This is a genomic window from Erythrobacter sp., from assembly GCF_030066995.1.
In the GTDB taxonomy this organism is placed as follows: domain Bacteria; phylum Pseudomonadota; class Alphaproteobacteria; order Sphingomonadales; family Sphingomonadaceae; genus Erythrobacter.
In genome coordinates this window covers 201,120-223,917 of sequence record NZ_JASJAP010000004.1, presented here as the reverse complement: position 1 = coordinate 223,917, position 22,798 = coordinate 201,120, and the positions used below count along the sequence as shown (strand labels likewise).

General features: G+C 62.1%; 19 protein-coding genes and 1 tRNA gene. 13 read left to right on the top strand and 7 right to left on the bottom strand.

The window, feature by feature from the left end; translation table 11 throughout:
- Positions 1-81 precede the first annotated feature (81 nt).
- The 3 genes from QNI87_RS11165 to QNI87_RS11155 form a co-directional block, all read right to left on the bottom strand.
- The gene (locus QNI87_RS11165; protein ID WP_300596461.1) at positions 82-1,614 is read right to left on the bottom strand and encodes a Do family serine endopeptidase; all 1,533 of its coding nucleotides are present in this window, start codon (positions 1,612-1,614) and stop codon (positions 82-84) included.
- 197 nt (positions 1,615-1,811) lie between these two features.
- Positions 1,812-2,654 carry a protease modulator HflC gene (locus tag QNI87_RS11160; RefSeq protein WP_300596459.1) on the bottom strand — a complete coding sequence of 281 codons (843 nt, stop codon included), beginning with the start codon at positions 2,652-2,654 and terminating at the stop codon, positions 1,812-1,814.
- A gap of 2 nt (positions 2,655-2,656) precedes the next feature.
- Positions 2,657-3,799, bottom strand: a complete 1,143-nt coding sequence (locus QNI87_RS11155) for a protease modulator HflK (RefSeq protein WP_300596457.1) — start codon at positions 3,797-3,799, stop codon at positions 2,657-2,659.
- Positions 3,800-3,897: 98 nt separating this feature from the next.
- Between QNI87_RS11155 and QNI87_RS11150 the strand changes: the two genes are divergently transcribed.
- From QNI87_RS11150 to QNI87_RS11135, 4 genes are all read left to right on the top strand, one after another.
- On the top strand, positions 3,898-4,923 hold the full coding sequence (locus QNI87_RS11150; RefSeq protein WP_300596455.1) for an Mrp/NBP35 family ATP-binding protein: 1,026 nt from the start codon (positions 3,898-3,900) through the stop codon (positions 4,921-4,923).
- A 3-nt stretch (positions 4,924-4,926) separates the two neighbouring features.
- Entirely contained in the window at positions 4,927-7,239 is a 2,313-nt protein-coding gene (locus QNI87_RS11145) for a molybdopterin cofactor-binding domain-containing protein (protein ID WP_300596453.1), read from the top strand.
- Between the two features lie 81 nt (positions 7,240-7,320).
- Positions 7,321-8,355, top strand: coding sequence for a ferrochelatase (hemH, locus tag QNI87_RS11140; RefSeq protein ID WP_300596451.1), 1,035 nt, complete (start codon positions 7,321-7,323; stop codon positions 8,353-8,355).
- 113 nt (positions 8,356-8,468) lie between these two features.
- Complete coding sequence (locus QNI87_RS11135; protein WP_300596448.1) at positions 8,469-9,932, top strand: cytochrome P450; 1,464 nt, start codon at positions 8,469-8,471, stop codon at positions 9,930-9,932.
- A 271-nt stretch (positions 9,933-10,203) separates the two neighbouring features.
- Here the strand turns inward: QNI87_RS11135 and QNI87_RS11130 are convergent, their stop codons facing one another.
- On the bottom strand, positions 10,204-10,380 hold the full coding sequence (locus QNI87_RS11130; RefSeq protein WP_366146183.1) for a DUF1674 domain-containing protein: 177 nt from the start codon (positions 10,378-10,380) through the stop codon (positions 10,204-10,206).
- Positions 10,381-10,429: 49 nt separating this feature from the next.
- Between QNI87_RS11130 and QNI87_RS11125 the strand changes: the two genes are divergently transcribed.
- Positions 10,430-11,680 (top strand): RsmB/NOP family class I SAM-dependent RNA methyltransferase, encoded by a 1,251-nt coding sequence (locus QNI87_RS11125; protein WP_300596446.1) that lies wholly within the window; start codon positions 10,430-10,432, stop codon positions 11,678-11,680.
- 78 nt (positions 11,681-11,758) lie between these two features.
- On the top strand, positions 11,759-12,286 hold the full coding sequence (locus tag QNI87_RS11120) for a hypothetical protein (protein ID WP_300596444.1): 528 nt from the start codon (positions 11,759-11,761) through the stop codon (positions 12,284-12,286).
- A gap of 18 nt (positions 12,287-12,304) precedes the next feature.
- On the opposite strand, the gene msrA is transcribed toward QNI87_RS11120, so the two are convergent.
- Positions 12,305-12,850 carry a peptide-methionine (S)-S-oxide reductase MsrA gene (msrA, locus tag QNI87_RS11115; protein ID WP_300596442.1) on the bottom strand — a complete coding sequence of 182 codons (546 nt, stop codon included), beginning with the start codon at positions 12,848-12,850 and terminating at the stop codon, positions 12,305-12,307.
- Positions 12,851-12,976: 126 nt separating this feature from the next.
- On the opposite strand from msrA, the gene QNI87_RS11110 reads away from it, so the two are divergent.
- The 7 genes from QNI87_RS11110 to QNI87_RS11080 all read left to right on the top strand — a co-directional run bounded on the left by QNI87_RS11110 (position 12,977) and on the right by QNI87_RS11080 (position 20,338).
- Positions 12,977-13,837, top strand: coding sequence for a hypothetical protein (locus QNI87_RS11110; RefSeq protein ID WP_300596440.1), 861 nt, complete (start codon positions 12,977-12,979; stop codon positions 13,835-13,837).
- A 23-nt stretch (positions 13,838-13,860) separates the two neighbouring features.
- Positions 13,861-14,721: a methyltransferase gene (locus tag QNI87_RS11105; protein WP_300596438.1), complete on the top strand. Its 861-nt coding sequence runs from the start codon at positions 13,861-13,863 to the stop codon at positions 14,719-14,721.
- Between the two features lie 49 nt (positions 14,722-14,770).
- Positions 14,771-15,649 (top strand): N-carbamoylputrescine amidase, encoded by an 879-nt coding sequence (aguB, locus tag QNI87_RS11100; RefSeq protein ID WP_300596436.1) that lies wholly within the window; start codon positions 14,771-14,773, stop codon positions 15,647-15,649.
- Positions 15,646-16,146 carry a 2-amino-4-hydroxy-6-hydroxymethyldihydropteridine diphosphokinase gene (gene folK, locus QNI87_RS11095; protein ID WP_300596434.1) on the top strand — a complete coding sequence of 167 codons (501 nt, stop codon included), beginning with the start codon at positions 15,646-15,648 and terminating at the stop codon, positions 16,144-16,146. Before aguB ends, folK begins: the two co-directional genes overlap by 4 nt.
- Positions 16,147-16,218: 72 nt before the next feature.
- Positions 16,219-16,294, top strand: a tRNA-Lys gene (locus QNI87_RS11090).
- Positions 16,295-16,455: 161 nt separating this feature from the next.
- Positions 16,456-19,275 carry a TonB-dependent receptor gene (locus QNI87_RS11085; protein WP_300596432.1) on the top strand — a complete coding sequence of 940 codons (2,820 nt, stop codon included), beginning with the start codon at positions 16,456-16,458 and terminating at the stop codon, positions 19,273-19,275.
- Positions 19,276-19,288: 13 nt separating this feature from the next.
- Entirely contained in the window at positions 19,289-20,338 is a 1,050-nt protein-coding gene (locus QNI87_RS11080; RefSeq protein WP_300596430.1) for a phytase, read from the top strand.
- A 24-nt stretch (positions 20,339-20,362) separates the two neighbouring features.
- Here QNI87_RS11080 and QNI87_RS11075 read toward each other — a convergent pair whose 3' ends face one another.
- Together QNI87_RS11075 and QNI87_RS11070 are read right to left on the bottom strand one after the other, a co-directional pair.
- Positions 20,363-21,820 (bottom strand): FN3 domain-containing metallophosphoesterase family protein, encoded by a 1,458-nt coding sequence (locus QNI87_RS11075; RefSeq protein ID WP_300596428.1) that lies wholly within the window; start codon positions 21,818-21,820, stop codon positions 20,363-20,365.
- Positions 21,821-21,914: 94 nt separating this feature from the next.
- Positions 21,915-22,628 carry a queuosine precursor transporter gene (locus QNI87_RS11070; RefSeq protein ID WP_300596426.1) on the bottom strand — a complete coding sequence of 238 codons (714 nt, stop codon included), beginning with the start codon at positions 22,626-22,628 and terminating at the stop codon, positions 21,915-21,917.
- Positions 22,629-22,798 lie beyond the last annotated feature (170 nt).

Genomic DNA, 22,798 nt, shown 5'->3' with positions numbered 1-22,798 from the left:
GCCAAAGCTCATGAAAAAGGCGCCCGGACAAGGAAGTTCCGAAGCGCCTTTTCCTGTTTCGCGCTGATCCGAGCCCCGCGTTTAGCGCAGGCGCACGGCTCTGAAGAGGGTGATGCCGCTTCTCTGACGCACGCGCAGCAAGAGCGCCGCGCGTTCTTCGGTTTCGGCCAGATCGATTTGTTCGCGAAGCGCCTCGACCGTGCCAACGGGTTGGTAATTGGCCTCAAGGATGAGGTCGCCGCGACGGAAGCCCTTGCGGCCCGCGTCCGAATTCGGATCCACCGCAGCGACCACGAGGCCGACCGTGTCTTCGTCAATACCCAGACGGCCCGCGATTTGCGGCGTGAGCGGCACAACCTGAAGGCCAAGCTTGTCGGCCACCACATCGTCCATCTCTTCCGGGTCCATCGGTTCTTCGGAATCGGGATCGAAGGTTTCCTGTTGCGCGCGCAGTTCCTGCTCGCTTGGACGCTTGCCCAGCGTCGCTGTGAGCGAGACGATCTGGCCGTTGCGCAACACTTCGATCGGGATAGTCTCGCCCGGCTGGAGATTGGCGATGAGGAAGATGACGGTCTGTTCCTTGGTCACTTCCTGATCGTTGATGCTGGTGATGATGTCCCCGGGTTGGAGGCCGGCGGACTGCGCCGCGCTGTCATCCTGCACGCTCTGGACGATCTCGCCGCGATTGGCCTCAAGGCCCAGCGAATCCGCCATGTCTTCCGTGACCGGACCAAGACCGACGCCCAGGAAGCCGCGCTCAATCTCGCTGCCTTCTTTAAGCTGCTGGACGATCGGCGCGGCGATTTCGGCGGGGATGGCAAAGCCAATGCCCACGCTCCCGCCCGAAGGCGAGAAAATCGCGTTGTTGATGCCGATCACGTTGCCGCGCATGTCGAACAGAGGGCCGCCCGAATTGCCGCGGTTGATGCTCGCATCGGTCTGGATAAAGCGGTCATAGGCGCCGCCTTGCCCCGTGTTGCGATACACAGCGGAGATTATCCCGCTGGTCACTGTCCCTTTGAGGCCGAACGGATTGCCAATGGCGACCACCCAGTCTCCCGGGCGCGCCTGGCTGGAATCGCCGAATTTGACGAAGGGGAAGGTCCGGTCCGACTTGATCTTGAGCACCGCAAGGTCCGAGGGCGCGTCGGCGCCGACCAGCTCGGCTTCGTACTCGGTTCCGTCAGGCATGGTGACCGTGATTTCCTCCAGCGTCGCGCGATCATTGGGCGCAACCACATGGTTGTTGGTCACCACGAAGCCGTCCGCGGAAATAATGAAGCCGGAGCCCAGCGACTGCGCCTCGCGCGTCTGCGGCTGCGAGCGACCGCCGCGGCGGCGGTTGAACAGCTCGGCAAAGGGCGTGCCGGCAAAGGGGTTGCGATTGATTTGCACGCGCTGCCGGGTCGCGATGTTGACGACCGCGGGCTGCAGCTGTTCGGTAAGGTCGGCAAAGCTCGCCGGCGCGCCAGCCCGCGGGACGATGCGCTGCATCACTTCGGTCTCGTTCTGGGCTACCTGCGCGCCAACAGGTTGGCCGGTCATCAGCGTCACCGCTGCACCGCCCACAAGGAGCGCGCTCGTCAATCCATACACATACCGCACGTTGCTCACGTCCTTCTTTTCCTTTTCGTCTACGCCCGCCCAAAGCGGACCCGGCGCGCAGTTCGGCGCCGCGTGTGTGGTCCAGTTACGCCCTCGTCTTAGGGCAAGACGCACTGAACGCTGTTTGAACAGTCCAACCGCTCGCCGGACCGTGTTGACGGTTCGTCGTTCGACGCGACCGAAACGGGCGCGCCGGACGCTCTGGATCAGGGCTGGCCCTGGAACTGACGGAGATACTCGTTGTCGGTCGACAGGATGATCGAGCTATCGCCGCGTCCCTCCCCCTTGGCAAAGCTGGTGTCGTAACTCTGCATTGCCCGATAGAAATCGTAGAACCCTTCGTCCTTGCCGAAGCTGTCCGCATAGATGCGAGCCGCTTCGGCGTCCGCCTCGGCGCGGATGATGCGGGCATCGCGGGTGCCTTGCGCACGGATGGTTCGCGCTTCCCTTTCGCGGTCCGATTCCATGCGCTGGAAAGCCGATTGCAGCGGCGCGCCTTCGGGAAGGTCGGTGCGCTTGATCTGCACATCGATCACCTCGGCGCCGTATTGTCGCGCCTCGCGGTCGAGGTTGGCGCGCACATTGGCGAGCGCGGTCCCGCGCTCGGCGGTGAGCATGGCGGCGAAGGTGCGGCGACCCAGTTCCTGACGCAGCGCAGAGTTGAGGATCGGCTCAAGCGCGCCGCGCACACCGTCAGTCGTACCTGCGCGCTCGATCATGCGCTTGGGATCGGTGATCTGGAAGCGCGCGTAGGCGTTGACGAGAAGACGCTGCTGGTCGTTCGAAAGCACTTCCTCGTCGGTCATCTCGAGGTCAAGCACGCGCTTTTCGATGCGTCGCACCGACTGGATGATCGGAACCCGGAAATAAAGCCCGGCTGGGTGCGTGTCCTCAACCTTCGGTGTGTTGACGAGGCCGATGGGTTCACCGGTCTGGATGACGACGACTTGCTCTTCCTCGTTGACCACGAACGCGCTCATCATGAAGGCGACGATGGCGAGGCCCACCGCGACGAAGGCGAAACGATACTTGGTCCAGATGTTTTCCACGATCACTGCCCTCCTGTCGTTGCGGTTGTGGGGGGAGGGGGCGGGGTCGAACGACGACGCACCTCCGGCAGCGGCAGATAGGAAGTAACGCCCTCCGCTTCGACAACGGTCTTGTCGGTTTGCGAGAGAACGCGCTCCATGGTTTCGTAGTAGAGGCGCTGGCGGGTGACGCCCGGTGCAAGACGATATTGCTCATACACCTTGTCAAAAGCCTCGGCCTCACCTTCCGCCTGGGCGATCGTCTGCTGCGCGTAGCCCTGCGCCTGGTTGCGCGCACGGTCGGCGTTCTGTTCGGCGACGGAGACGTCGCGGAAGGCTTCGACCACGGCGCCGGGCGGGTCCGCCTTCGCGATTTCGACACCAACGACCTGAATGCCGGATTGGTAACGGTCGAGCGTTTCCTGCATCCGTTCGCGCACCGATTGCTGGATCTCCGCACGGCCTTGGCCCGTGAAGGTCTCGTCAAGCGTCTTTTCGGCGACCGACGCGCGCATCGCGGCTTCGGCCACTTCGTTGACAGTCTCTTCAGGCTCGGCCAGCTCGAACTTAAAGTCCGGCAGATCCTTGATACGCCAGCGCACGATATAGCTGAGGTCGACCAGGTTCTGGTCGCCTGTCAGGATCAGCTTTTCGCTCGAACCGCCCGGAATGTTGACGGCGCGCACGCCCTCTACGTCTTCCACGTCGACCGTCTCTATGGGATACGGCAGGCGCAGATGAAAGCCGGGCTGCAAGGTCTCAACATAGGTACCAAGCCGTTTGACGACGGCGTTTTCGCGCGGCTCGATGATGTGAACGCCCGTTACGGCGTACCATAGGGCCAGCACAGCAAAAATGATGACTGGCGCCCAACTGCGACCGCCCGGAAGCTCGGGAAGGCGAAGATTGGGACCGCCCGGACCACCACCGCGGCGCGGGCCTTCGGGGCCTTTGTTCTTGAAGATGTCTTCGATGTTGGACGGGCGTTTACCCCCGCCTCCGCCCGGAAGCCAGGGGTTGCGCGGCCCTTCGCTCTTGTCCGGCTTGTCGCCCGTGGGCGCGCCGTCTTCGCCGGAGCCACCGCCCCAGGGGCTCTTTTTGCCAGCCATGGTCAAAACGCCAAACGCCTTGCCAAGCCGTGATGTCAATCCGTCCGTATTCTGCATGTCTTCCTTATAGGAACGCAAAACTGGGAAAAACAGGGGGTGGCTCTCGAATTTTGCTGGCGAGACGATCCTCAATTGGTGTTAGGGACAAAGTCGCTATGAGCGACAGCGATCCCTCCCCAGGCGGTTCCACCGACAAATCCGCGACTCCGTCGAGCGAGGCTGATGCGCGCCTGCGAGGCGCTTTGCCGCCCGACATGGCGCAGCGTGTGCGTTCGGCGCGTCTGAAGGATGGGCGCGCGATCCTCGTCGCTGAGGCAGGCGATTTGTCAAAAGGCGCGCGGGTCGAACTCGAAGCCGCAATGAAGCTGGCGGTCACACGACTTGACGACGTGTCCGAGGTGCACATTGCGCTCACCGCCGATCGCCAAAGGCGTCAAATCATCACGGTCGGATCGGGCAAGGGGGGTGTGGGCAAATCGACGCTGACCACCAATCTCGCCGTGGCGCTGGCGCGCATGGGCCGAAAGGTCGGCGTGATCGATGGCGACATTTACGGTCCTTCGCAGCCCAAACTGCTGGGCACCGAAGGTGAGCGTCCTGTGGCGCAGGACGACAAACTCGTCGCGATCGAGAGCCCACACGGCGTAAAAGTGCTCTCGATGGGCCACCTTGTTGCCCCCGGCAAAGCGCTGGCTTGGCGTGGGCCGATGGCGGGCAAGGCGCTCGGTCAGCTGGTCGAGGCCGATTGGGGCGATACTGACATACTGCTGATCGACCTGCCGCCGGGCACCGGCGATGTTCAGCTTTCCATGATGGCGGACAGCAAGCCCGATGGCGCGATTCTTGTCTCGACTCCGCAGGACCTTGCCTTGCTCGACGCCGCGCGAGCCGGGCAATTGTTCGAGCAGGGCGATGTGGAGATCATCGGTCTGGTTGAAAACATGGCGGGCTATGAATGCCCAAAATGCGGACATATCAGCGACCCGTTCGGACAGGGAGGGGTTGAACGGTTTGCGCAAGCGCTCGAAATACCGTTTCTCGGGCGTATTCCGCTGACGATCGAAACCCGGCTCGCTGGCGACAAGGGCGTGCCCCCGGCGGTTGAAGACGGCAAGGCTGGCAAGCCGTTCCACGCTGTCGCTGAGCGCCTGGCGCGCTGGCTGGACACCGGAGCGTCGTAGGCGATGAAGATTTCGCGCCGCGGCCTTGCAACAGGAGCGGCCCTCGGGGGTGGCTTGCTGGTGGCGTGGTGGTGGGTGCCGCGCAGCGTGCCCAATCCGCTCGCCCCCGCCGAGGGAGAATTCGCCTTCGATGCGTGGCTCAAGATCGGGGAGGACGGTGTTGTCACGGTCGCGGTCCCGCAATGCGAGATGGGGCAGGGGATCACCACGCTTCTGCCGCAGATAATTGCCGACGAGCTGGGTGCGGATTGGCGCCAGATTGCGGTCGAACCCGCCGCGGTCTCGGGTGCTTACGCCAATGTCCCGCTGGCCAGTCGCTGGCTGCATCTGTGGGATCCGCTCTTGCAAGGCGTGTCCGAAAGTCTCGATGCATCGCTGGCTGAAAGGCTGGCGACAGCCCGGCGGTTCAACGCGACGGCCGATGGCACGTCCATTGCTGCCTACGAAGAGCCGTGCCGGATCGCGGCGGCGGGGGCGCGGGCGATGCTGGCGATGGAAGCGGCCGAGCGCTGGGGCGCGAATTGGGAGCAGTGCGAGGTCTCCGGCGGCCTTGTACGCCTGGGGCAAGAGCGCGCCGCGTTCGGCGAGCTGGCGGCGGGCGCGGCCACCCGAGTGCCGCCCGACCCGCCCCCCTTGCGTCCCGATCCGCCCGCAGAGGTGGTATTCTCAGACGTGCTCACCGGGCCGGAAAGCGCCGGCCTTGCGCATCCGCGCATCGACTTGCCGTCCAAAGTCGACGGCAGCCATCAATATGCAAGCGATGTGCGCTTGCCTGGCATGGTCTACGCCTCGATCCGCCATGGCCCCAACCATGGCGCGCAGCTTACTGGTTTTGACGTGGATCGCGCCCGGGGCTTCGAAGGCATCAAGGGTGTCGTGCGTTCAAAGCGATGGGTTGCGGTCGCTGCAACCACCTGGTGGACCGCCAACGAAGCGCTCAAGGCGATGAAGCCACAGTTCAAGACGCTCTATCCGGTCGAAAGCGGCGAAATTGCAGGGCGGCTGAGCACTTCGCTGAACGGCGGCCCCTCCTTTCGAATTGCCGAGAAAGGCCTCAATGAGAAGGGCGGCGACGCTTTGCAGCGCGTGGATTTTGCGCGGCGTTACGAGGTTGAACCCGCGCTCGCCGCGCCGTTGGAGACCGCCAGCGCCGCCGCGCGCTACGCAGGGGGGCGCCTCGAATTGTGGATGGCTGCGCAAGCGCCCGAACAAGCGCGCACGGCCGCGGCCAAGGCGCTGGGTATCCGGCCCGAGGATGTAGCCCTCTATCCCATGCCCGCAGGTGGCAGCTATGACGCGCGGCTCGAACACGATCACGCGATCGAGGTCGCGCTGATCGCGCGCGAGATCGGCGCGCCCGTGCAGCTCACATGGCCGCGTCGCGACGAGCTGGTGCGCAGCCGCCCGCGCGCGCCCGCTCACATGTTGCTGGGCGCGCAGCTTGCAAGGCCACTCGGCGCATCCAGAGCCTCGTCGGGCAGCATCGATGCCTTGCGCGTGCGCATTGCCTGCCCGCCCTCCACGCTGGAATTTGGCGAACGCCTGTTTCGCGAGCGCACCTGCTGGGCTGCAATCCGCGAGAGTGAGGGGGAAAAGGACGTTCTGGCCTGCGAAGGCGCGGTGCCGCCCTACCGTGTGCCGCGCCTGGCGGTCGATCACGTTCCGGTCGAGATCGGCCTCCCCACTGGCCGCGTGCGCGGCAACGCTCACAGTTACACCGCTTTTGCGATGGAAAGCTTTATCGACGAGATCGCCGCCGCGCATAACCGCGAGCCGCTGTCCTATCGCATTTCGATGTTGGGCGATGATGCGCGCCTTGCGGCTTGCCTCCAGCGCGCGGCGCGGTTGGCTGAGTGGAACGGCGGCGCGGACCAGAGCGGGCAGGGGCTGGCATGCCATCGCATCGGCAGCGCACAAGCCGGCGGGCGGATCGCATGCGTGGCGACCGCGCGCGCTGGGGAGGGAGGCGTTCGTGTGACCAGTCTTTCGGTCGCGGTCGATATCGGGCGCATCATCAACCGCGACATTGCGCTGCAACAGATTGAAGGCGGCCTCATATTCGGGCTGGGCCTTGCGATGGGCGCTGCGCCGCGTTGGCGCGCGGGCCTGCCCACCAGCTTTCGCTACGAAGATTTGGGGCTTCCGAAACTGAGCGATTGCCCCAAGATCGAAGTGGCCTTCATCGCCAGTACCGCACCGCCTGCTGACCCGGGCGAATTGGGCGTGGTTGTCGCCCCTCCTGCCATCGCCAACGCGTTCTATTCCGCCACAGGCTTGCGCCTTCGTCGCCTGCCCCTACTTTCAGATGGCCTATGACCGGAATCCTCGCCTCTCCCTTCCGGTGCTTGCGGTTTTGGTCTGGCGGATACAGATGCGATTTAACGCGTTGAGCGTGCAATGACCTGGCAAAAGCAGCACCTCCCGAACGATCACTCGCCCGTAAAGAGCGGCAGTGTTGGCGTGCTTTTGGTTAATCTGGGCACGCCCGACGGGCCTGATCCCGCCTCCGTCAAGCGCTATCTCAAGCAATTCCTTTCGGATCGGCGGGTGATCGAGCTGCCCGCGATCGCCTGGCAGCCGATCCTGCGCGGCCTCATCCTCAACACGCGCCCGCAAAAGAGCGCGCAAGCCTATTCCAAGATCTGGACAGACCGCGGCTCCCCTCTTGCCGACATTACCGCGAGTCAGGCCGAGGCGATCGCCGAGGATTTGGGTGAGGACATCGTGGTCGACTACGCCATGCGTTACGGAAAGCCCTCGATTGAAGAACGGCTGGTCGCGTTGACACAAAAGGGGTGTGATCGCATTCTCGTCGCGCCCCTCTACCCGCAGTATTGCGCGGCAACGACGGCCACCGTGTTTGACGAGGTCGCCCGCGTTCTGGGGGACATGCGTTGGCAACCCGCCTTGCGCTTTTTGCCTCCCTATCACGACGATCCGAACTACCTCGATGCTCTGGCCGAGGATTTGACTCGTCAGGTCGCGGCGCTCGATTTCAAGCCGGAAGTGATGCTCCACTCCTTTCATGGAATGCCGCAGCGCACGCTCGAACGGGGCGATCCCTACCATTGCCACTGCCACAAGAGCGCGCGCCTGTTGCGCGAGCGTCTGGCCGATCGCCCCGAGTTTGACGGCGTGCGCTTCGAGACGACGTTCCAGTCGCGCTTCGGCCCGGCCAAATGGCTTGAACCCGCCACCGATGACACGCTGATCGCCGAGGGCGAGAAAGGCACGAAGCGCCTGGTCGTCGCCGCGCCAGGTTTTTCGGCGGACTGCGTTGAAACGCTCGAAGAGCTCGCGCTTGAAGGCCGGGATGAGTTCGTCGAAGCGGGCGGCGAGGATTACGCGGTGCTCAGCTGCCTGAACGTCAGCCAAAGCGGTGTCGCCATGCTCGAAGCGATGATCCGGCGCGAGCTTTCGGGCTGGATTTGAGGCTTAACTCAATTTACACTTGTGTCAGTTGCATTTGCGAACCGAGATCGCGCTAGCACGCTTGGACCGCAGAGTATCCTGAATAGCCGCTTTGGAGAGAGCAGAGACAGACTATGGCAACCCTGGCCCCCCAAGCCGAGAAGGCGCAAGCCACCGCAGCGCCGGACAAGACAGGCCCACTGAAGGCGTCCCCGTTTGCGCATTGGAGCGAGGGTATTCCGGCAGACGATGCGATCGCGCACGTCCCGGGCGAAAAAGGCTGGCCGGTCGTCGGCAACACTTTCACACAGCTCGCCGATCCGCATGCCTTCACCCGGCGCATGGTCGAGACTTATGGCAAGGTTTACAAAAGCTTCGCTTTTGGCGGCTGGCACGTGTCCTTGATCGGTGCCGAGGCTAACGAGCTGGTGCTGTTCAACAAGGACAAGCTGTTTTCTTCCGAGCAGGGCTGGGGCCCGGTGCTTGATCAGTTGTTCCCGCGTGGGCTTATGCTGATGGATTTCGATCACCATCGGATAGATCGGCGCGCGCTGTCAATTGCGTTCAAGCCGGAGCCGATGCGCCACTACATGGGCGCGCTGAATTCCGGGATTGCAAGCGAAACCGCCAAGTGGGAAGGCGCGATGGAATTCCAACCGGCCATCAAGCAGCTGACGCTTGATCTGGCTGCGGACAGCTTTCTCGGTATCCCATGGGGCCCCGAAGCAGACCGGATCAACACGGCGTTCGTCGACATGGTTCAGGCAAGCGTCGCACCCATTCGCAAACCGCTGCCCTTTACGAAGATGAAAAGGGGCGTCGATGGCCGCGCCTACATGGTCGACTATCTGACCCGCGAGACCCATCGCAGGCGGGCCGAAGGTGGCGGGCAGGACATGTTCAGCCAGTTCGCCACCGCCACACGCGAAGATGGCTCGCTACTGCCCGTGGACGAAGTGGTCGATCATATGAGTTTTCTCATGATGGCCGCGCACGACACGATCACCTCGTCGGCCACCTCGCTGATCTATCACCTCGCAACGAAGCCCGAGTGGCAAGAGAAGATGCGCGACGAGATCATGGCTGTAACCGGCGGTCCGGACGGCGTAATCGGTTCGGGGGGGAGCCCGCGACCGCTCGATTACGATCATCTTGGCCAGCTTGAGCTCACCGAGATGATCTTCAAGGAAGTTTTGCGCCTGATCCCGCCCGTCCCCTCCATGCCGCGCCGCGCGTTGCGGGATTTCGAGTTTGGCGGCTATCATATCCCCGCCGGGCAGATGGTGGGCATCAACATCCACTGGACGCACCACTCAGAGGAGTACTGGGACAACCCCTACTCCTTCGATCCGATGCGCTTCACGCCCGAGATGGTGAAGGCGCGGCACAAATACGCCTGGGTGCCTTTTGGGGGCGGGGCGCATATGTGCCTGGGCCTTCATTTCGCGTATATGCAGATCAAGGTGCTGATGGCGCAGCTGCTGCAGCGCTATCGGATTGAACCGACGAGCGGCGGGACGGATTACAAGCCCGACTGGCAAGCCTGGCCAATCCCCCAGCCCAAGGACGGGCTGAAGGTGACGTTTAAGAGTCTCTAAGTCTTGCTCGCCCATCCGGGCGAGCATCCTCGGTGCTGTTCCCTACGCCGAAGCTTCGGCTTCGGGGCACCTGCGGGCGGCCGGTCGGCCTTGCGGTTTGCTGCCGCAAACCGTCCTTAGCGCTTATCTCACCTGATCGTGCGAAACGAAGTCCATCATTTTGCAAGCGCGATTGCGCGCCCGCAGCGGGTCCGCAGGAGAAGATTCCCCGGAGGACGACTAGCGAGGACGATCGCCCGGATGGGCGATCATGAAACAGAAAACCCGTCACTCAAAAATCCCAGGCGATGCCGTCTTTTTCCCAGTCGCCGTAGCGGGTTGGAGACTTTTCGCGCGGTTCGCCCTTCAAAGGGTCGACAGCTTTGGGTTCGGGTGCCGGATCGTTGGTCCAGTGCGCCGGCTTCTTGAAATTCTTGGCGGCTTCCGATTTCTTTTTGGTCATAGCCATTTAACGCGCGCGCTGGCGCTTGGTTTCAGGGGTCGCTATCGCGGCCTTAATGGCCCAACCCACCGGGATTCACGCGCGCCGCGCTGCGCTCAAGCTGCTCGACGCCGTGCTGCGCCGGGGCGAGACGCTGGAGCAGGCCGCCCCCTCTGCCCTGCGCGATGTGCGCGACGCGAACGACAAGGCGCTTTCGCGTGCGATTGCAGGGGAGGCGTTACGCTGGCTGATCGACCTCGATCACCTGATTGACAGCGCCACTCAAAAGCCGCTGCCCAAGGACGCGAAGCCGCGCAGCGTGCTGCGGCTGATGTTGGCGCAGGCCTTGCGGTTGGAGACGCCCGCGCACGCGGTGATCGCGACGGGACTTCCGCTCCTCGCCGGAGGTCCGCGGCGGCTTGCCCACGGCGTCTTTTCGACGCTCATGAAGCGGAATGTTGCGCTTCCTCGGGTTCCCACACTTCCCGCTGAGGTGGTTGTGCGCTGGGGGACTGAGCGCGCCGCTGCCACATCCACCGGTCTCACCGAGCCGCCGGAGGTGGATCTCAGACTCAAGAACGCCGCGGACACCGCGCTCTGGCAGGCGCGGCTTGGCGGGATGAGTCTTTCGTCCGGTCACGTTCGCGTCCCGCGCGGAACGCCGGTTGAGAAGCTCTCAGGCTATGAGGAGGGCGCATGGTGGGTCCAGGACTTCGCCGCCAGCATTCCAGCGACCGTCTTGGGAGGGGGCAGGGGGCACGCTCTCGACCTGTGCGCAGCGCCCGGCGGCAAGACAATGGCGCTGGCGGCAAACGGCTGGAATGTCACCGCAATCGACATCTCCAAGCGGCGGCTCGATGCGCTCAAGGCCAATCTCAAGCGCACCGGTCTTACATCGTCGACCGTGCGCGCCGACGCTCTGAAATGGGAGCCCAAGCACGCGTTTGATGCGATCCTGCTCGACGCACCGTGCACCGCGACGGGCACATGTCGCCGCCATCCCGACGTGCTGCACCGCATCCGCCCGCAAGAGATCGTCCAGATGGTCAAGATCCAGCGCGCGCTCATTGCCAGGGCAACCGATTGGCTTAAGCCAGGCGGTACGTTGATCTACGCGGTGTGCTCGCTTGAGCGCGAAGAGGGCGAGGAGCAGGCGGAGTGGATCGACGCGACCTTTAACCTCTCGCCCATGCCTATCCGCGTCGATGATTTGCCAGCGGGCCTGAAACCCACACCCGAAGGCTGGGTGCGCACGCATCCGGGAATGCTGGGCGATGAGGGCGGGCTCGATGGGTTTTTCGTAGCTCGATTCAAGCGCCGTCCTTAGCAAAAAACGGGGCATCGACTTGCAATCCACTTTGGAGTGATATAGTGACTTAATACACTGAGGCGGTGGGGATATCCTATGTTCTGGCCATATCTTGCAATCGGGTTCGGCTTTGTGTTCGCGGTCATGGTCTTCACCCGCGCCCTTGCGCGCAAAGCGCCGTTCATGGGCTGGCTAAGCGCGACCTTTCTGGTTCTCAACGCATCGTTCAACTCGGCAGCGCCGCTGCGTGGTGTGATCGATCCGACTTATTCCGGCTATCAATACGGCATGCTGTCGGCTCAAAGCGGCTTCGCAGTCACGGCCATAGCGGGAACCGTGGTCGTCTTATTTCTTTTGGCGGCATGGATCGTGACCTGCGGGCGTGTGGATCGATCCTTCTTTGTTGCTGCGGCAATCCTCTTGCTGGCAGGCTTGAACACGCTCATTCCGTCGCTCACGGACGGCGCAACTTCGGTGTTCGAACTGGGTGAGTTCATCCGGCTTGAGGGTATCGCCGCGCTTGCAGCGATCTTGTCCTTAACATCGCTGCCCCTTCTCATCGGAGGAGCATGGGCCTTGAGCAAAGCGCTGCAATTGAGTGCAGATGGACAGGTCCGCGCGTGATCTGACGCGGTACTTCGGTCAAGCCTTCACGTATTTCTGAAAGCTCTTCCTCAGCTTCATGATCTTGGGCGGGATCGTCGCGAGGCAATAGGGGTTTCGCTGCCCTTCGCCATCCCAGTACTCTTGATGGTAATCCTCGGCGACATACCACGGCTTGGTCTGCTCGCCGTCAACGAGACCTTCGATTGTCGTCACCGCGCTTCCGCTATTCTCCGCGTTCCAGCGTGCAATCGCCGCTTCGGCTTCCTCGGCCTGCTTGGCAGAAAGCGGGAAAATCGCCGAGCGGTACTGTGTGCCCACATCGTTGCCTTGGCGATTGAGCTGGGTCGGATCGTGCGTGCCCAGGAACACATCGTAGATTTCCGCAAGGCTGATCACGGCGGGATCGAAGGTTACCCTTATGCCCTCCGCATGGCCCGTGCGACCGGAGCACACTTCCTTGTAGGTTGGATTGGCTGTGGTGCCGCCGATATAGCCGCTTTCGACCGCGCTCACGCCGATAACGTCCTTGAACACCGCTTCGGTGCACCAGAAGCATCCGCCCGCAATGATCGCTTGTTCCATCTCGCATTCTCCTTCGACCAGCCATGTAGGGTCTTCGTAGGGTCAAACCACCCCCGGACTTGTCATTGCGATGCCACCGCGTCAGGAGAGGACGCAGCAGAATATTCAGAGGAGAGGACGTTCGTCATGAAACCTGCATTCCTTATCGCCCCGATTGCTGCGCTCATCGCCAGCGCTGCTGTGGTCTCGCCCGCTTTTGCCGATGGCCACACCGAAGGCTCCGCGCCCAGCCTTGAAGAGGTGCTTGCCAGCGAAAAGCGCGGGGAGGATGGCAAGCGCGACCAGTATCGCCGCCCGGTTGAAACGCTTGGCTTCTTCGGCGTCGAGCCGACAATGACGGTGGCCGAGTTCAGCCCGGGAGGCGGCTGGTACACCCGCGTCCTCGCACCGTACCTAACGCCCGAAGGTAAGTACATCGCGTTTAACGGGGACAGCGAGGGGCGCGCCTATCGCACCCGCGCTCAGGAAGCGCGCGCCAAGGGCTGGACCGAGCGCTTCAAGGCCGGCGTGGCCGAGATGGTAGGCGCGAAGCCGGACGCCGTGACCGCATTTGAGATCGACGAGATGCCTGATGGCGTGGAGGGCACGGTGGACCGTGTGCTCATCTTCCGTTCGATGCACGGCCTCAACATTGGCAACACCGCGGACGACGTGCTCAAGGCGGCGCGCAAGATGCTCAAGGACGATGGCATGGTCGGTGTCGTCCAGCACATGGCTCCCGAAGGTGCGAGCTATGACGACTACGGCGCGCGCCAGCGCGGCTACATGCGCAAGGAAGATGTTGTCGCGATCTTCGCGGCCAACGGCTTCGAACTGGCCGCCGAAAGCGACATCAACGCAAACCCCGAAGACCCGGCTGATTGGGAAAACGGTGTGTGGACGCTGCCACCGGTGCTGGCGACTGGCGAAAGTGATCCCAGGCGTGCTGAATATCTCGCGATTGGCGAGAGCAATCGGATGACGCTGCTGTTCAAGAAAGCCGGCTGAGCGGATCGCACAGGAGGAATGGGATGAAACTCAAGGTCATGATTCTCGCGAGCGCGTTGGCGCTCGGCGCGTGTGAAGCAAACGTCTCGGTGGAAGCAACCGAGACGGACACCGAGGCGTCGGTCGACAACGCAAAGCTTGCAGAGGTTCTCGACGCTGAATTGCGGGCCGAAGACAAGGCGCGCGACGCGTTTCGAAACCCGGCTGAGACGCTCGCCTTCTTTCAGGTCGAGCCGAGCCATACGGTGATCGAATACGCGCCGGGCGGCGGTTGGTACACTCGGATCCTTGCGCCCTATGTGGCGGATGAAGGCCAGTATGTGGGTGTGGGTTTTGGCCCGGACGCGGCGGCTTCGCTGGGCGAAGCCTTTGTGGAGCGGGTCAAGGAGGGGGCGGCGACCTTCTCGCAAAGGCAAGCCGAAAGCACAGGTATCGCGGCGGAGAAGCTGCCTTATTACTTCACCAGCGCCATCCCCGATGAGATGGAGGGCACGGTCGATCGTGTGCTGATCATGCGCATGATGCATAACCTCAAGCGGTGGGGCGTTGCGGATGCCGAGATCGAGGGCCTGTTTGCCGCGCTTAAACCGGGCGGCATGCTTGGCGTCGTGCAGCACCGCGCCAAAGCCGAGGCGGCGGACGAATATGTTGACGGGAACAAGGGCTATCTCAAGCAGGACGAGATGATTGCCTTTTTTGAGGGCAAGGGCTTTGAGCTGGTGGAGACAAGCGAGATCAACGCCAACCCCAACGATACCGCCGACTATGATGACGGCGTTTGGACCCTCCCGCCGAGCTTCGCAAAAGGCGACCAGGACCGCGAAAAATACGCGGCGATCGGCGAGAGCGATCGCATGACACTTTTGTTCAGGAAGCCGGCTTGATGGCAACCGGCCTGTTCATTCGGTCAACGTAACGCTAACGGGCGGCGATATGAGCACACTGACCGTCGCCGCCCTGCAGCTTTCTCTTAGCCGCGAGCGTGAAGGCGAGAACATCGCCGCCGTCGCAGCGCTGGTCAAGGAAGCCGCGGCCAAAGGCGCAAAGCTGATCCTTCCTCCGGAGCTTTTCTCCGGTCCGTATTTCTGCCGCGAGGAGGATGAGGCGCTGTTTGCGCTGGCCCGTCCCACGCACGAGCATCCCAGCGTGATCGCCATGCAGGATCTCGCGGCAAAGCTGAAGGTGACCATCCCGACCAGCTTCTTTGAGCGCGATGGGCATCATTACTACAACACCCTCGCCATGATTGGCCCTGACGGCGAGATCATGGGGACCTATCGCAAGAGCCATATTCCAGATGGGCCGGGTTATGAGGAGAAGTTCTATTTTCGCCCCGGCAATGACGGCTTCAAGGTGTGGGACGTGCCGGGTGATGCGGGGCAGAGTGTTCGCGTCGGCGTCGGCGTGTGCTGGGACCAGTGGTATCCGGAAGCGGCGCGGGTGATGGCGTTGCAGGGCGCGGAAGTCCTGTTCTATCCCACCGCAATCGGTTCGGAACCCTACGATACCGATCTCGACACCAGTCGCATGTGGCGCCGTGCCATGATCGGCCACGCAGTCTCCAATTGCATACCGGTGGTCGCGAGCAATCGGATCGGGGCCGAGGGCCCAGAGGGGGCCGTGCAACGGTTCTACGGCCACTCCTTCATCAGCGACGAGTGGGGGGATCTGGTTGCCGAGTTCGGAGCAGAAGAAGAAAGCCTCCTGATCGCAACACTCGATCTGGCGCGCGCGGCCACACACCGGGCGGGCATGGGATTCTTCCGCGATCGTCGCCCGCAGCTTTACGGCCGGATCGCCGAGGACATTTGAGCGAGACCTATCTCATCGCGCTGGGCTCCAACATGCGCGTCGCGAGTCTCGGCGGGCCGCGGCGCGTGCTGGCGGCGGCGCTTGAGGCCTTGCAGGCCGAAGACCGGGTTGAGGTTGTGACGGCCGCGCCGGTTGTGGAGAGCGATCCGGTTGGCCCCTCGCTCAGGCGCTACGCCAACGGCGCGGCGGTGGTGGAAAGCGCGCTTGATCCAACCGACATGCTGCAAGTCCTTCATGCGGTTGAACGCCAATTTGGCCGAACCCGAGCGCAGCGGCGCGGCCAGCGTTGGCGGGCAAGAGCGCTCGATCTCGACATCATCCTGTGGAGCGGAGGGGTGTGGGTGAGCCGGGAGCTGACGATCCCGCATCGTGAGATGCGAAGCCGCCCATTCGTCCTCGGCCCGGCTAGCGCGATCGCCGCCCGCTGGCGTGATCCGGTGACAGGTCTTAGCCTTGAACAGCTCAAGGCGCGCCTTATGTCCAGGATCCGCGCTTGACCCGAAGGGCATCGCTTTCTATCGGGACGCTCCAACTCGGCGCTGATTTGCTTTGGCGCGGCCCGGTCACGGGGGTCCTTAGCTCAGTTGGTAGAGCAACTGACTTTTAATCAGTAGGTCGCTGGTTCGAACCCAGCAGGACTCACCACCCCGTCGCCCTCGATCATCCAATATTTGCGACAGCGGCGTAACAATTGCCTCGGTGATTGTCAGACTTCTTTCGCACATTCGTAGTTCCCCCGTCACCTGCTGCACGTAGGCGACGCGCATCGAGTTGATCCGCATTCACGGGCCTTGAGGGGGAATTCTATGCGTTTTCGTTACTTGTTCAGCGGTGCGTCTGCCGCCCTCGCTGCGTGCCTGGTCACACCGGCCTTTGCCGGTGAAGTGCGCGGGACCGTCTCCGATGCGAGTGAGGTCGACGCTCTTCGTGCAGCCGAAATTCTGATCGTCGAATTGGGCCGCCGTACGACGACCGCACGCGACGGCAGCTTTGTTTTCAGGGATGTCCCCGAGGGAAGCTACACGATCGTCGCCAGCTATGTCGGCGCGCCCGAGGTTCGCTATACGATCGCGGTTTCGGCTGAGGGAACGGTGACCCGCAATTTCGCCCTTGGACAAAGCGGGACCGCTATCCTTGTGATCGGGCAAAGCGCCGCGCAAGCCTCTGCCCTGTCGCGCAAGCGCAACTCGGACGTCGTCTCGGACGTTTTGACGCGCGATGCCATCGGTCAATTCCCTGATCAGAACGTCGCCGAAAGCCTTCGGCGTCTGCCTGGCATCAACATGCTCAATGATCAGGGCGAGGGGCGCTTCGTCGCGGTTCGCGGCCTTGACCCCAATCTTAACGCGACCTCAATCAATGGCGTGCGTATCCCGGCGCCTGAGGGCGACATCCGCGGCGTCGCGCTCGATGTGGTCTCCAGCGAGATCATCGAGAGCATCGAAGTTCAGAAATCGCTGACACCGGACATGGACGCCGACACGATTGGTGCCTCGATCCAGATTAACACGACCAGCGCGTTTGATCGCAAGGAGGATCTTTACGTCGTTAAGCTGGGCGGCAGTTACAATGAGCTGCGCGATACGTTCACTGCCGATCTCGGCTTCGACTTCGCCACTCGGTTGACGGAGAACTTCGGCGTCAGCGGTGGTCTTTCATATTACAACCGCGAATTTCAGACCGACAATATCGAAGCCGATGACTGGCAGCTTGAAGATGGCCAGATTTACGCTGAGGAAGTCCAGTATCGCGACTATCTTGTCGATCGTGAGCGTATCAGCGCGACCTTGGGTTTTGACGCCAAGGTTGGCGAGAGCACGGAGCTGTATCTCAAAGGCGTGTGGAGCCAGTTCGACGACCAGGAGTTCCGCCGCCGCCTGGTATTCGGACTCGGCGATGCCAATGTAAGCGGAACCAGCGCCAATCCGGTGTTTGACGATATCCGCGATCTAAACGATCCCGAGGACGAAACGGTGATCGAGGTTGAGCGAGACATCAAGGACCGTTTTGAACGCCAACGTATCCGCACGCTCGTGTTCGGCGGCGAGAGCGATTGGGGCAATCTGAACGCGGAATACTCCGTAAGCTGGGCCAAATCCTCAGAGCTCGAAAACCAGGGCTCGGTGGATCCAGCGGTCTTCCTGGGCGAATTTGAGAACGAGCTGACCGTTGGCTTTGACTTCACCGATTTGCGCCGTCCGGGTTTTGATGTTGCGACCGGTGCGGATGCGTTCTTCGATCCGTCGACCTACGAACTGGACGAGGTTGAGTTGACCTCGCTCTCAGATGCGGAAGATGAAGAGTACGCGGGCCGGTTTGACCTCGGCTACGACATTCTCACCGACAGCGGCGTGTTCACCATCCAGGGCGGCGTGAAGGCTCGTTTGCGTGAAAAGACCTTCAACGGCGAGATCGAGTTCTACGAAGCTGATGATCTCGACCTCTCGCAGTTCCTTGGTGAGGGCCCGAGCAACACGCTTGCCAATCTCGATCCGCTGCCTGGCCTCACCGAATTCAGCGATTTCTTCGACAGCAACCCCGATGTCTTCGGCGATCCGGTTCAGCCGGACTCCGCGATCGACAGCGCCAATGAGGATTACGCAGTCGAAGAGGATATCCTGGCAGGCTACTTGCTCGGGCGGTGGGAAACCGACGAGCTGCTGGTGATTGGCGGGGTGCGCTATGAGCGCACCGACAACGTGTTAAACGGTTTCACGACCGCCGTGGATGGCGATGAGAACGTCTCGGTCACCCCGTTGAACTTTGAGCGGGACTACGATCAATGGCTGCCTAGTCTGAATATGCGCTACGCGGCTCAGGACAATCTGATCCTGCGCCTGGCTGGCTATCGCAGTCTGGTGCGACCCGGTTTCGAACAACTCGCACCACGGGTGGAACTTAACGAGGATCGCGAAGCGGTGATCGGCAACCCTGAACTGGACCCGACGACGGCTTGGAACTTTGACGCCTCGATCGAATACTATATGGCCAATAACGGCGCGATCACGGCGGCCTTTTTCTACAAGGATATCAAAGACTACATCACTGGGTTGGTGATTGAGGAACCGGGCGAACTGTTTGGCGTGCAGTTCGAAGAGGCCGAGACCTTCGTCAACGGTGAAAGCGCCGAGGTCTACGGCTTCGAGTTCAGCCTCTATCAGAAACTCGATTTTCTGCCCGGCTTCCTCGATGGCACGCTGGTTCAGTTCAACTACACATACACTGATGCGAGCGGTCTGATCGCTGAGGATCCGGTAGGTGAGGTTGGCGCGGATCCAACCTTCCGCGAAATTCAGCTCCCCGCCACCAGCGAGAACACTTTCAACGCCGTGCTGGGCTATGACAAGGCGGGCCTCAACCTCCGCTTGGCCGGGACGTACCGCGACGGGTTCCTTGACGAACTGAACGCCGATGGGCCGGACTTCGACCGGTACACGGACAGCCTGTTTCAGCTCGATTTTACCGCCCGCTATCAAGTGACCGACAATGTGCAGGTCTACTATGAGTGGATCAACATCAACAACGCGGAATTCTTTGCGTTCAACAATCTTGGTGGTCGACAGAACCTCCTCCAGTACGAAGAGTACAACTGGACGATGAAGGGCGGCCTGAGGCTGACGTTCTAGGGGGACTTGGCAGATGATTCGCCCGTTCCACAGCTTTTCCCTGATCACGCTCGCGATTGCGGCGGCGTGCGCCACGGTGCCTCCTGAAAGACGGGGCGGCGATCCTGCGGTTGCCGTTACAGCGCGCGCCGAGACGGCACCGGTCGGCACCATCAACGAAGACGCAGCGGACGATCCCGCTATCTGGCGCAACGCTGAGGACCCGGCGAAGAGCCTGATTGTGGGGACCGACAAGAAGGGCGGGCTTTACGTCTTCAATCTCGCTGGCAGGCAATTGAGCTTTCTACCAGCCCAGGGCCTCAACAACGTCGATCTGGCCCAGCTGCCCGATGGGCGTGTGCTGGTGGCCGCGAGCGACCGGTTTGATCCAGAAACCGCGCATGTCCATATCTCGGTGCTCGACAAGCAGTCGGGGTTTCTCGAGCCGATTGAGCGTGCACCCGTTGGGGCCGGGGAGGGCTATGGCATCTGTCTCTCTGAGCCTGATGGTGAGGGCTATGTGGAGATCTTTAGCGCTCCCAAGAACGGCGTTATCTACAGCCTGAGTTACAAGCCTGGAGCGCCCGCTGCTGCTCCTCGCACCCTCACATCGGTCCCCAGCCAGCCCGAAGGCTGCGTTGTCGATGATCGCACCGGCACGCTTTATGTTGGCGAGGAACTCGCTGGTATCTGGGCTATCGACATCGCCAGCGGTGAGAAGCGTCTCGTTGCGCCGACGGGCACCGGCATGACCGTGCCCGACGTTGAAGGGCTCGCGATTGCGCCCGAGGGCGAGAAAGGCGGCTACCTTGTTGCCTCCAGCCAGGGCGACAACGCCTTTGCGGTCTACCGCTTGCCGGGGGTCGAACCGCTTGGGCGCTTCCGCATCTCCGAAGGAGCTTTCGGCAGCGTCGAGGAAACCGATGGGATCGAGCTTGATCCGCGTTCCTTCGGTCCTGATTTTCCCGGCGGCCTGTTCGTCGCACAAGACGGCGTGAATCCGCCAGCGGCGCAGAATTTCAAATTGGCGCGCTGGGATGAGATTCTAGCCGCTTTGGAGGCGGCACGTAACCAAGTGCGCTAAGGGAGAAGGCCGCCGCCACGGCGATCATTCCTCAAGCTTCTCATAAGGCAGTGTGTTCTCGAACGTGCGCTCGGGCGGTAGCGTTGCCGTGTTGGCCAGTGCCTTGCTCCCGTCAGCGGATTTCTCCAGCCGGAACTCATCGTAAAGCGCGCCGTCTGCGCTGTAGGCCGCGTAGTGGAGCTGTCCGTCCTCCAGCTCAATCACCTGAAAGAATTGTGTGTTTTCGCCCTTCCGATCCAGCGTGACGCCGTTCGGCGCGTATCTATCCCAGCCATCTTTATTGAACGGGTACATCTTTGCCCCAGAGACAGAGTTGACGAACATCGTCATGACGCCCGCTTTGTTGGTGGCCGCCTGCCTCACAGGCGTCTGTCCTCGCGCTGCACCGGCGGGCAATGTGCCGCGCGCATAGGTGTGGTCGTGCCCCTGCAAGACCAGATCGACCTCATGCTTGAGAAGGATCGGAAGAAGCCTCGCGCGGCTTTCAGGGTTGTCGCGCCCCCGGCCCGAGGAGAAGATCGGGTGGTGCATCGTCACAACGCGCCAGCGTGCATCGCTCGCGGCCAGCTTCGCATCCAGCCAGACCGCCTGCTCGCTCATATCCTCGATATTGGTGTTGAGCACGAAGATTTCGAGGTCCGGAGCGTACCGGATCGAATACACGGTCTCGTGCAGTTCGGGCGACAGCCCCGTCTCAACCGGAAAGCGAAACTGGGGCCGCCACAGGATTGAGAGCAGCTCGACCTCTTCTTCGTTGGAAAGCTCAAAGTCGTCATACTCGTGATTGCCCGTCACGCCGATCGCCGGAATCATCCCGTGGATAAAGCCGCCGGCCTTGAACCAGTTCGCCCATTCCAGATCGCGCGAGCCGCGGTTCACCAGATCGCCCGCATGCAGAATGAAACGCGCGTCGGGCGCGGTGCGAAAGGCTTCGCGGATCACGCGCGGCCAGTGCGAGTCCAGATTGTTCTGCGCATCGCCCAGATAGATGAAGCGGATCGGCCCGTCGCGCGGAGCAGTGCGGGTCTGAAACCATTCACTCCACATTCCATCCGCGCCCTGCACTCGGTAGGCATAGAGCGTGTCGGGCTCCAGACCGTCAAAGCGCACAGAGTGGTGATGCGTCTTGGGCAGCCCGGTGTTGTCGCTGACCTCGAAGGTGAAGCCCTTGCCTTTAATGACCGAGAGATCGAGGGCTTCGGTCTGAGCGGGGACCGAGAGCGCTTCGCGATCAAAGCGGGCATCGGGCCTGGCGAGAGCGATCTGCGCGCTGGTCTCGCTCACGCTCCTGTCGGTGCGCCAAGTCACGGCGAGGGTGGTTGCCGGATCGCCGTCGATTGTGGCGACGATGCGATCGGGCCAGCTCGTCGCCTCCTGCCACGGAAGCACCGCGTCGTTGTGTCCGTCCGGATGCGCATGAACGGGGCTAAGACTCAAATTCGCGAGAGTGAGACCAAGACTGATGGCTAGGCTACGGCGCATGGTTTTTCCCTTTTCCTTGGGGAAAGGCCTATGCCCCGCTCGCGACAGCACGATGACGGTTGGATCGCGACCGCGCGGTCATTCGCAGTTCCCTTCAATCGCTTTGGCGACTGTCCAGCCATTGAGCGGCGCGCACGCCAAAGGTGATGAGGAAAGGCACTAAGACAAAGCTGAGCGTGACCTTGGCAAGCACTTGTCCGACTAGTAGGTTGGTGATGTCGAATTCGCCGTAGAACGCGAGCGTGACGAAGATCACTGAATCCATCGCCTGGCTGAGCGCTGAGGCCACTGCGCCGCGCAGCATGAGGCCAAGGGTCGTCGTTTCGCCTTCGCCGCGAAGGCGATCGAATATCCATACATTCAGAAGCAGCGAGACAAGGTAGGCGACTGGTCCGGAGGCCACGACGCGCCAGAATTGGCCGTGCACCATCTCAAAGGCCTCAATGGCGCCAGGCCGACCCTCGACCATTTCGGGCGACACGGGAAGCGTCAGCACGAGCGTCATTAGCAGAATGGAAACGGCCAGCGGCAGAAACCCCCACCACACAATTCGGTTCGCCAGCGTCTTGCCATAAAGCTGCGACAAGGTGCTTGAGATCACGACGAGAATCAGGAAGGCGAAAATTCCGCTCTCAACCGCGAGGTCGGTCGGCCACAATTGCACCTGCTTGTACGCCAGCACGCCCGCCAGCACGGTCATCCCGCCATACAACAGAGTGAAGACGAACAGGCCCAGCGGCATATTGATCGCCGCAGGCGAGGGCGGGCTGGCAGCGGTGGCTTGCGGAAACAGATCGGCTTTATTCATCCTCCCAAGCGGTAAAGCGCCACTCGCGAAAAGGGAAGGCGCGTGGCTATGCTCTTTGGGGAAGAGCCTTCAAGGTTGCGCCGCGCGCGCGGGGATGCAACACACAGCCTGCTAGGCGAGCGCGTCTGGCTGGGGCCACAGGCCGCACGGCGGTCGCACCCGTCGTTCTG

Bases quoted from the DNA above. Each gene is read 5' to 3' on its own strand.
- QNI87_RS11110 (WP_300596440.1), top strand. From the start codon at position 12,977: ATGAAACCTGCATTCCTTATCGCCCCGATTGCTGCGCTCATCGCCAGC.
- QNI87_RS11105 (WP_300596438.1), top strand. From the start codon at position 13,861: ATGAAACTCAAGGTCATGATTCTCGCGAGCGCGTTGGCGCTCGGCGCG.
- msrA (WP_300596442.1), bottom strand. From the start codon at position 12,850: ATGGAACAAGCGATCATTGCGGGCGGATGCTTCTGGTGCACCGAAGCG.
- QNI87_RS11125 (WP_300596446.1), top strand. From the start codon at position 10,430: ATGGCCCAACCCACCGGGATTCACGCGCGCCGCGCTGCGCTCAAGCTG.
- QNI87_RS11080 (WP_300596430.1), top strand. From the start codon at position 19,289: ATGATTCGCCCGTTCCACAGCTTTTCCCTGATCACGCTCGCGATTGCG.
- hemH (WP_300596451.1), top strand. From the start codon at position 7,321: ATGACCTGGCAAAAGCAGCACCTCCCGAACGATCACTCGCCCGTAAAG.
- QNI87_RS11085 (WP_300596432.1), top strand. From the start codon at position 16,456: ATGCGTTTTCGTTACTTGTTCAGCGGTGCGTCTGCCGCCCTCGCTGCG.
- QNI87_RS11155 (WP_300596457.1), bottom strand. From the start codon at position 3,799: ATGCAGAATACGGACGGATTGACATCACGGCTTGGCAAGGCGTTTGGC.
- aguB (WP_300596436.1), top strand. From the start codon at position 14,771: ATGAGCACACTGACCGTCGCCGCCCTGCAGCTTTCTCTTAGCCGCGAG.
- QNI87_RS11150 (WP_300596455.1), top strand. From the start codon at position 3,898: ATGAGCGACAGCGATCCCTCCCCAGGCGGTTCCACCGACAAATCCGCG.
- QNI87_RS11135 (WP_300596448.1), top strand. From the start codon at position 8,469: ATGGCAACCCTGGCCCCCCAAGCCGAGAAGGCGCAAGCCACCGCAGCG.
- QNI87_RS11120 (WP_300596444.1), top strand. From the start codon at position 11,759: ATGTTCTGGCCATATCTTGCAATCGGGTTCGGCTTTGTGTTCGCGGTC.
- QNI87_RS11070 (WP_300596426.1), bottom strand. From the start codon at position 22,628: ATGAATAAAGCCGATCTGTTTCCGCAAGCCACCGCTGCCAGCCCGCCC.
- QNI87_RS11075 (WP_300596428.1), bottom strand. From the start codon at position 21,820: ATGCGCCGTAGCCTAGCCATCAGTCTTGGTCTCACTCTCGCGAATTTG.
- QNI87_RS11145 (WP_300596453.1), top strand. From the start codon at position 4,927: ATGAAGATTTCGCGCCGCGGCCTTGCAACAGGAGCGGCCCTCGGGGGT.
- QNI87_RS11130 (WP_366146183.1), bottom strand. From the start codon at position 10,380: ATGGCTATGACCAAAAAGAAATCGGAAGCCGCCAAGAATTTCAAGAAG.